We start from the raw sequence: 8,358 nt of genomic DNA on the forward strand, positions 1-8,358 counted from the left end.
ACCTCTAATCCTCTCTACAGTTCCATCTTATTCCCAAAATTTTTGACCGGTATCGATATGAACGGCTATCTGCCGCAAAGCAGTACAACCCGTTATCATCTCTTCGGCCAAGCGACCCACGATATGGATGAGGAGTATATCAATATCCCCAATACCCATTTTTACGGTTTATCCTTAGAACATGAGCTATCTTTAGAGATGAGTCTCGGGGGAAGTGTCGGAGAGTTTATCACATTATCAACAGATGAAAAAACACAATTTATTCAAGGCAATCTGAAATACGATAACGGCCCTTTTCTCCTAAACGCAGAAGCAATCGCAGCCAAAACAGACTATCGCTCAGCCAAAAGCGATCTTACTCTCAGCGGATATCTCCAAAGTGTATACCATTTTTCACCCCAACACGCGCTCGTAGGACGGTATGAGTATTATGACGATCAGCATCGTGATTATAAAGACCACATCGGTGTTTTTGGATACAGCTATCGCCCTATCTATCCTATCTCGCTCAAAGGGGAATACCAATGGCATTCTCAAGAGAATGAAAACCGTACACTAATCTCTTTCTCGGTACTTTTTTGATGAAAAAGTTATTACTTATTAGCTTGCTGTACGGAGTTTTATCAGCAGCTGAGTACAGCATGATCATCTCTAAAAAAATTGCTGTAACAGATATTTCTGCTCAACAGATACGGGATCTTTACCTCATGAAACGTCATACCCTTGGAAATCAAAAAATTATCCCTCTCAATCTACTAGGACAAGACGCGTCTCGAATCGCCTTTGAAAATGAAATTCTAAAAATGGATCGAGACCGTCTAAATACTTATTGGGTTAAACAGCATTTCCAAGGGATCACCCCCCCTATCACCCAGCCTTCTCACGAATCCATCAAAGCATTTGTCCAAAACGTCGAGGGTGCCATCGGCTATATCCCCTCATCACAGGTTGATTCAAATGTAAAGGTGATTTATGAGTTTTAGACTTAAAACGATTCTCCTCTTTTTGGCAGTTAGTTTAATCCCTTATGCATTGACCATGTTTCTTGTCGGAAATTCATTTCGTCAGGAACTCTATGATGCTATTACGCAAGAGATGAATACCCAACTGAGCTTGAGTATTGAGCGAATCGATCAGCATCTGCTTACGCTACGAAACGATATGACATTTATCGCAAAATCGGATATCATGAACGATGTTTACACCCTAGATTTGGATCGGCGCATCAGCAATACCCTGCTGTCGAAAAAAAATGATCTCAAAATGGAGGGTGATTTTTATCTCACAAATCCAAAGGGGCTGATTATCGCTTCCAGTGATTTCAACACAATAGGAAAAACCAACCGTTCTAGCTCTTTTTTACACGTTAATGTCTATTCTACCTTCTCAACACAGCCGATAGGAAAACTCGAAGTACGTTATCCGGTAGAAAACTTTAAACGCTTTTTTGCCAATACCGAGCAACGGCACTACTACATACGTCAGAGTGATGGGTCGGTGTATTTGCGTCCCTCTATTTTTAACGATGCACTCCAAGTCTCAAAATCTCTCAAAAATGCCCCTCATTTCACTATTATCCTAGAAGAGAAAAAAGAGTTCGCCTATCGTCTTTTATACAAATACGAACAATGGTTTATCCTTTTTCTAATCGGTGGGGCAATTTTTATCGCATTTGCCGCCTATTTCATCGCCACTTATTTGATCAGACCCGTCATTACCCTCTCCAATACCGCTAAAAAAATTACCCGTACACGTGACTATACACAGCAAGTAGATATCAAGCGAGATGATGAAATCGGAGAGCTCTCCTCTGCTTTTAATACCATGATTAGCGGTATGGACCATGCCTTAAACGAAATTACCGATCTCAACCAAGAGATTGAAGAGACCCAAAGAGAAGTCGTCTTTACGATGGGTTCGATCGGGGAGAGCAGGTCTAAAGAGACGGGTAACCATGTAAAAAGGGTTGCCGAATATTCCAAACTTCTCGCCTACTATTACGGTCTGAGTGAAGAAGAGTCTGAAATGCTCAAACAAGCTTCTCCGATGCACGATATCGGAAAAGTCGCTATCCCCGATGCCGTTTTAAATAAGCCGGGACGATTTGATGAAGAAGAACGCCGTATCATGGATACCCATGCCGCATTGGGATATGAAATGCTTAAACACTCTCATCGTACGTTGCTCCAAGCAGCGGCGATTGTCGCGTATGAACATCATGAGAAGTGGAACGGCAGCGGCTATCCGAGAGGATTACGAGGCGAAGAGATCCATATTTACGGTCGTATCACCGCGCTAGCCGATGTGTTCGATGCACTCGGAAGCGATCGTGTTTACAAAATGGCATGGGATGATGAGAAAATTTTTACCCTCTTTAAAGAGGAGAGAGGTCGCCATTTCGATCCGCAACTCATTGATATCTTTTTTGAGCACTTAGACGAATTTTTAGCGATTCGAGAGACGTTTAAAGATATTCACGAATAGTTTCTATCGCTAACACTGCACTAATACACTTGTATCATAATACACCTATCCAAAAATTACAGGAGGGTAAACCCCATGAAAAAAGTTACATTGATTGTCTTGAGTGCCATTTCTGCTTTTGCAGCTGACTACACTACTATGACTATGGAACAAATGCAGGCTATGCGAGGAACACTACCGGTAGAAGAACGTGCTGCATTCCAAGCAGAAATGCAATCGCGTTTACAAGCAATGACTCCCGAAGAACGTCAAACAGCAACGAGTACCATGAAACAAAGCAAATCTGGTCCAATGGATGGCACTGGATCTCAAATGCGCCAAGGCAGTGGTCAAGGCGGCGGAATGGGTGGTGGAACAGGCGGTGGAAAAATGAACCGTGGTGGACGCTAAAGCTATCGTGTGATACTGTATAGTTATCAACAATGGTGTCGCTTTTCGCGGCATCTAACCCGGATATTTGGAATCTGACTAAATACACTTTTTTAAAATAAGGTAAAAAAGCGACAGTGATAAACATACTCCTTCTCGAAGATGATTTAGTTCTCGGCGAAACGATACACGAAATGCTCAGTGAGCGAGGATATCAATGCAGCTGGGTCCTTAATGGTCAAGCAGCTGCAGAGGCAGCCTATGATGTCCGATATGACTTGTATATTTTTGATATCAATGTCCCTGAACTAAATGGATTCGATCTGGTTCAAAGTCTCCGATATGCAGAAGATAATACTCCCACCATTTTTATCAGTGCCATGAGTGATATCGCCGCTATTACCAAAGGTTTTTCTGTCGGAGCAGATGATTATCTGAAAAAACCGTTTTATCCCCAAGAACTTTTACTCCGTATTGAAGCCCGTTTTTCTCGAAAAGCACAGCTCATTACCCATGGCGACATCACCTATAACCCTATAACCAAAGAGATACTACGACAAGGGCATGTTCTCTCTCTTGGAGAGGTGCAACTCCCTTTGCTTGCTTTGTTTATCACCAATATCGGACGAACCCTCACTAAAGAGAGCTTATTCGAGCTGATGGAACATCCAAGTGACAGTGCACTGCGTTTCGCAATCAATAAACTCAAACACACGACCGGATGGAGTATCGACAATGTTCGTGGGATTGGATACCGCATTGAAAAAAGCTGAATACGAATCATTTTTTAAAAGTTTCGGAGTCTTTTTCATCGCATTGAGTATTTTGAGCGGTATCTTGTTTTACGTCGAGTACACTCAACTCAAACATGATTTGGACGAAAAACTCTATAACCAAATGCGCTTGTGCAGTTACGACCTCAAATGTACCCAGTTCGAGTTTGATTTTGTCCCCTCAAATCCTAAAAAACTCTATGAACTGCAACACTCTTCTACGGAGATGTTTGTCCTTTTTTCTATCCCTAGAAATGACACCTATGCCCTAAAACTCTCGTTATTGAATACGAAATATGAAACCATGATAGCAACTATTCGTAATGATCTACTTTTCTATTACGGGTGGGCTCTTTTGATCATAGCCATTATTTCTGCCCTTTTTTCGTTTTACACACTCTATCCCCTACGTCGAGCACTTCATTTGACCCAAGAGTTCAGTCGCGATATTTTACATGATCTCAACACCCCCCTTTCCGCCCTTCGACTCAATGTCAGTCTCCTGAAACCAAGCGCTGGCGATGAAAAGAAAATAGATCGTATGTTCCAAAGCATCGATACTATTGTTTCCCTCGGAGATAACTTGCGTAGTTATCTCGAAGAACATAGTTATCAAGTCGAAACATTTGATCTGCATACTCTGATACAAAATAGAATATCGACATTAGAAAAGCTCTATCCTTCTATCTATTTTATACTTAATGCCGAAAACATTACCATCACCACCAATCGTGACGCATTTATCCGTATTATTGACAATCTTTTGAATAATGCCGCTAAATATAATAAACACGATGGCACTGTCACTATCTCAATTAATTCAGAGCAAAATAAACTCTATCTTCAAGATACCGGCAGAGGGATTGCCCATCCCGAAAAAATATTTGAGAGATTTTACAAAGAACACGACCGAGGTTTGGGAATCGGTTTGCATATTGTTAAAAAATTCTGCGATGAGTTAAAAATACCAATCGACGTTGAAAGTCGTATTTCTAAAGGGACTATTTTCACTCTCGATCTTGGATCACTAACAAAGCACTAATACTTCTATGACAAAATGATGTATTTAAAAGGATAATGATGAAATTTTTGATGATTACTATCGCTTGGCTACTCTTCAACACCACTCTTTTTGGGGTTGAATCGATCAATGAGCAAATCGAAGCGATTAAAAATGCTCCTCCTGCTGAACGAGTGGAGCTTATGAATCGACTAAAAACACAAATAGCAGCGATGAACGAAGAGGATCGTTCAAATGCGCTCAACGCCCTTCAACAAAGCAGAGGTGGTGGAAACAAACTCCACTTAAAACTTCATCAAGGCAGATCTGGTGAGTGCGGCGGTTCAATGCAACGGCTCAGACTCCAGAACAACTCTTATAGCACTCAAAAACTGCAAGGTAGACAATAATGTATCGTTTGCTATTACCCCTAGTGTGTATTGCGACTTCTTCTCATGCTTACATTGACAGTGATTTCGACGGCGTCGAAGATGTGTATGATCTTTGCCCGCAAACACCGTTTAGTGATTTAGTCGACCACCAAGGGTGTGTCGTCAAAAGTATTGGAAGTAAAACTTCATACAATTTGATTGCAGGTATCGGATACTCTCAAATCAACTACGCCTCCCAAGAACCATCCGACACTTTAAGCACCTCATTACAAGCAGATGTGTATGCAGGGAATTGGCGGTTTCAAGCGATCGCATCCCACTTTCAATCTGATAACGGGATAGAGTCTGAAAGCGGCTTGGAAGATACAACAATGAATATCATGTATCAATTTGCACCAACCGAAAAACTCACCGTAACGACGGGTATAGGTCTCATATTGCCAACCTATAAAAGTACTTACAACAATGAAGCAACCGATAGTACGACATCGATTAATTTGTATTATACTTTGAACAATAGATTTTCACTTTTTGCAGGAGCACACTATACATGGGTCAATGACCGTGACGTTCCACAAGCGAGATATCAAAATGCTTCTGGATTTCATACCGGTGTCGAATATACTCAGCTCAACGGAAAATCAGCTTTCAGTGCTGCCTATTATCAAAATGAAAGTATTTATACCTCTACTCAAACCATAAAATATTTGAATTTTGGGTATGCTTATACGATTATCCCCCATTGGAACATTGGAGGATATTACGGACACGGACTCAGTGATTCAGCCAGTGATCAATCCATTGCTGCCTATATAGGCTATCTCTTCTAATATTTTAATAAAGGAAATGAAAATGTCATCTCACGCACACCAGTTTAGTATGCTTTTGATCTCTCTTTATGTTGTAACCACATCATTATCAGCCGATACTTCCGGCGAAGTACTTTTTAAAGAGAAGTGTTCTTATTGTCATTTAGAGACCCGACCATCTTATGATAAAATCAATACCATGGTCGCACCTCCGATGATGGGCGTTTTGTTTCATGTTCAGCAATCAAAACCGAGTAAACTCGAAGCCGTCGCTTTTATGAGTGACTATATTTTAAATCCACACCTCTCTAAAGCACTTTGTCAAGAAAAATCAATCAATAAATTCGGTCTTATGCCTTCTATGCAAGGGAATTTAACCTCTAAAGAGGCAAACATCGTTGCAGAATATGTTTATGAACGTTTTGCAAGCAAGAATGAATAACATCATTCATTCTTGCTACCCCATCAATCTCAATTCAACTTTGTATTCTTGATCGGTTTGGATATATTTAAGATCCCACCCATAATAATCACACAATGTTTTAGCGATTTCCATCCCTTTTCCACTCGAGTAAATAAGAGGTTTATCATCACTACCTATCCGATTTTGTATAGTGATTACCCCTTGTTTACAATGGATAAAAATTTGGCTTTTTGATGAAGCATGGTTAAGAGCATTTTCAATTAATATCCGAATTACACGCTCATACGAAGCTTTAGGGAGAACCATAACCCCCTCTTCGAGCATGTCAATCATAAATGTTAATTCTCGATGTTCCCACAACGATCTTAAATCTTCCACTAACAACTCAACGGAACGTTTCAAATAAATTTTTTCGCTCTTTTCATGACTCTCAGTAGTATGAAGAATTTGAGTTATTTTTTGAGTGATGGTATCGATTTCTTCACGCGCCGCAACAATAGCATCTGCTTTCCATTCCCCTTTTTGATCTGCCAAATCGATCCGTAACCGTAGCTGTGCAAGGGGTGTTTTAAGCTCATGCGTCAGTGCTTTCATCGAATCGCGTTGTGCTATCTGAAGCCGGCTAATCCTCTGTTGAAGCGTCGCAATGGCATCGCGTAATGCGATGATTTCAACTCCTCCCGTAACGCTCTTTGGTTTATTATCGGGATCTTCGCAGGTTAAACAATGATTGACGAGCTGATTAAACGGAGCGAATAAAAGACGGATCAAAAAATAGATCAATGCGCTGGTGAATATAAATCCCACCAAGAAAAAAATCCAGCGACTGGCAATCATGCTCACCAACTCATCGTCTATTTTAGCCGTTGATGAGCTGATGGTAAAATAGTGCTCTTCCGATATTTTTTTATACCGATAGAGCCGTTTTTCATCAGAGATCGGTTCATAAGGGAGCATTTCAATCTTCAAATCATCGATCAATCCCCCCTTTAAAACATTGTGTAGCTGAGGGTTTTGGAGTAACTGTGCGTGCTTTTGTTCATTCCATGTTGACAAATCATATTCATACACCATCATATTTGTTACAAAAGAGAGGCTTCGGTAGAGACATTTATGCATGTGTTGATAGTAAATACCGGCAAGCCCGTATCCGAAAATAGATACCGATACAATCGTCATTCCGAGTGAAACGGCGAGAATTCTCCCCTTAAACGTTTTTAAGAACATACCCTCTCCCCTTTATCGTCTCAATAGGATTCATCGGGAACTTTTTGCGTATATTACTGATAACCACATCAATCGTATTGGAGGTCATCCTACTAGGATCACTGTAGATTGCATTTGCGATATCGTCACGTGTAAAAATTTTATCCGGATGGGACGCCAAAAAAAAGAAAAGATCATGCTCTTTTTTAGAGAGAGAAATAGTCTCCCCCTCCGCACTAACAACCCCTTTTTTCAGATCGATTACAATCGATCCGATATTCATCATATCGGGCGCATAGCGCCGCGTGAGAGCATCAAGACGCATTTTCAGTTCTCTAAGATCATAGGGCTTTTCGAGATAATCATCTGCTCCGGCACTAAGACCGGCTATTCGCTCTTCCACCCCTCCATAAGCACTGGCTATCATAACCGCACATGAGGGTTGAAGCTTTTTTAGTTTAGGAATCATCTCCATCCCCTCATCCACACCGGAGAGATTGCGATCGAGCAAAAGTGCTTCATACTGAAAACTCTCAACCAATTCGTATCCCATTTGGAGCGATGCAGCCGTATCAATCGTATAAAATGGATTGAGTGCATCCCTCAGCATCGATCTCATTTTACTATCATCTTCTATTATAAGTACTCTCATGAGCAACATTGTAATTTATTATGGTTCTTTTTTCCTTTAACTCTCAAAAAAGTATCACTTTTCATGATTTTTTCATTTAGGACAGATACGATGCCTTTACATAAAATGAATTTAAGGAGAATAACGAATGAAAAAGGCGACTGTTTTATCACTTTCGGCAATTCTAGCAACCCAACTGATAGGTGCAGAAGATCTATCTGAGATGATCAAAGAAGGAAAATTTGGAGGATATGTACGCATCCATCATAT

The 8,358-nt window shown here is 40.6% G+C and carries 10 protein-coding genes and 2 pseudogenes; 10 read left to right on the top strand and 2 right to left on the bottom strand.

The features are described from left to right. The 10 genes and pseudogenes from PHR02_RS11110 to PHR02_RS11155 form a co-directional block, all read left to right on the top strand. Nucleotides 1-582 (top strand): hypothetical protein (locus PHR02_RS11110; protein WP_299992109.1); only part of this gene is annotated, 582 nt, incomplete at its 5' end. Beyond that, on the top strand, nucleotides 582-983 hold the full coding sequence (locus PHR02_RS11115; RefSeq protein ID WP_299992110.1) for a hypothetical protein: 402 nt from the start codon (nucleotides 582-584) through the stop codon (nucleotides 981-983). The genes PHR02_RS11110 and PHR02_RS11115, both read left to right, overlap by 1 nt. Nucleotides 984-1,263: 280 nt before the next feature. Then, nucleotides 1,264-1,818: pseudogene (locus tag PHR02_RS11120) on the top strand (HAMP domain-containing protein); the annotation flags it as partial. Nucleotides 1,819-1,848: 30 nt separating this feature from the next. Further along, nucleotides 1,849-2,484: pseudogene (locus tag PHR02_RS11125) on the top strand (HD domain-containing phosphohydrolase); the annotation flags it as partial. A 90-nt stretch (nucleotides 2,485-2,574) separates the two neighbouring features. Continuing rightward, nucleotides 2,575-2,874 (top strand): hypothetical protein, encoded by a 300-nt coding sequence (locus PHR02_RS11130; protein WP_299992111.1) that lies wholly within the window; start codon nucleotides 2,575-2,577, stop codon nucleotides 2,872-2,874. Nucleotides 2,875-2,990: 116 nt separating this feature from the next. After that, entirely contained in the window at nucleotides 2,991-3,626 is a 636-nt protein-coding gene (locus PHR02_RS11135; RefSeq protein ID WP_299992112.1) for a response regulator transcription factor, read from the top strand. Beyond that, nucleotides 3,589-4,668 carry a HAMP domain-containing sensor histidine kinase gene (locus tag PHR02_RS11140; protein ID WP_299992114.1) on the top strand — a complete coding sequence of 360 codons (1,080 nt, stop codon included), beginning with the start codon at nucleotides 3,589-3,591 and terminating at the stop codon, nucleotides 4,666-4,668. The genes PHR02_RS11135 and PHR02_RS11140 overlap by 38 nt, the downstream gene beginning before the upstream one ends. A gap of 38 nt (nucleotides 4,669-4,706) precedes the next feature. Beyond that, on the top strand, nucleotides 4,707-5,036 hold the full coding sequence (locus tag PHR02_RS11145) for a hypothetical protein (protein ID WP_299992115.1): 330 nt from the start codon (nucleotides 4,707-4,709) through the stop codon (nucleotides 5,034-5,036). Then, on the top strand, nucleotides 5,036-5,848 hold the full coding sequence (locus PHR02_RS11150; RefSeq protein WP_299992117.1) for a DUF3187 domain-containing protein: 813 nt from the start codon (nucleotides 5,036-5,038) through the stop codon (nucleotides 5,846-5,848). The genes PHR02_RS11145 and PHR02_RS11150 overlap by 1 nt, the downstream gene beginning before the upstream one ends. A gap of 22 nt (nucleotides 5,849-5,870) precedes the next feature. After that, a complete protein-coding gene (locus PHR02_RS11155) occupies nucleotides 5,871-6,269 on the top strand; it encodes a hypothetical protein (protein WP_299992119.1) in 399 nt (132 codons plus the stop codon). A gap of 15 nt (nucleotides 6,270-6,284) precedes the next feature. Here the strand turns inward: PHR02_RS11155 and PHR02_RS11160 are convergent, their stop codons facing one another. Continuing rightward, entirely contained in the window at nucleotides 6,285-7,478 is a 1,194-nt protein-coding gene (locus PHR02_RS11160; RefSeq protein ID WP_299992121.1) for a HAMP domain-containing sensor histidine kinase, read from the bottom strand. Continuing rightward, entirely contained in the window at nucleotides 7,459-8,109 is a 651-nt protein-coding gene (locus PHR02_RS11165) for a response regulator transcription factor (RefSeq protein WP_299992122.1), read from the bottom strand. The genes PHR02_RS11160 and PHR02_RS11165 overlap by 20 nt, the downstream gene beginning before the upstream one ends. Nucleotides 8,110-8,358 lie beyond the last annotated feature (249 nt).

Origin of the sequence: Sulfuricurvum sp. (assembly GCF_028688295.1) — a bacterium.
GTDB lineage: Bacteria > Campylobacterota > Campylobacteria > Campylobacterales > Sulfurimonadaceae > Sulfuricurvum.

Bases quoted from the DNA above. Each gene is read 5' to 3' on its own strand.
- PHR02_RS11145 (WP_299992115.1), top strand. From the start codon at position 4,707: ATGAAATTTTTGATGATTACTATCGCTTGGCTACTCTTCAACACCACT.
- PHR02_RS11155 (WP_299992119.1), top strand. From the start codon at position 5,871: ATGTCATCTCACGCACACCAGTTTAGTATGCTTTTGATCTCTCTTTAT.
- PHR02_RS11160 (WP_299992121.1), bottom strand. From the start codon at position 7,478: ATGTTCTTAAAAACGTTTAAGGGGAGAATTCTCGCCGTTTCACTCGGA.
- PHR02_RS11115 (WP_299992110.1), top strand. From the start codon at position 582: ATGAAAAAGTTATTACTTATTAGCTTGCTGTACGGAGTTTTATCAGCA.
- PHR02_RS11165 (WP_299992122.1), bottom strand. From the start codon at position 8,109: ATGAGAGTACTTATAATAGAAGATGATAGTAAAATGAGATCGATGCTG.
- PHR02_RS11150 (WP_299992117.1), top strand. From the start codon at position 5,036: ATGTATCGTTTGCTATTACCCCTAGTGTGTATTGCGACTTCTTCTCAT.
- PHR02_RS11140 (WP_299992114.1), top strand. From the start codon at position 3,589: ATGTTCGTGGGATTGGATACCGCATTGAAAAAAGCTGAATACGAATCA.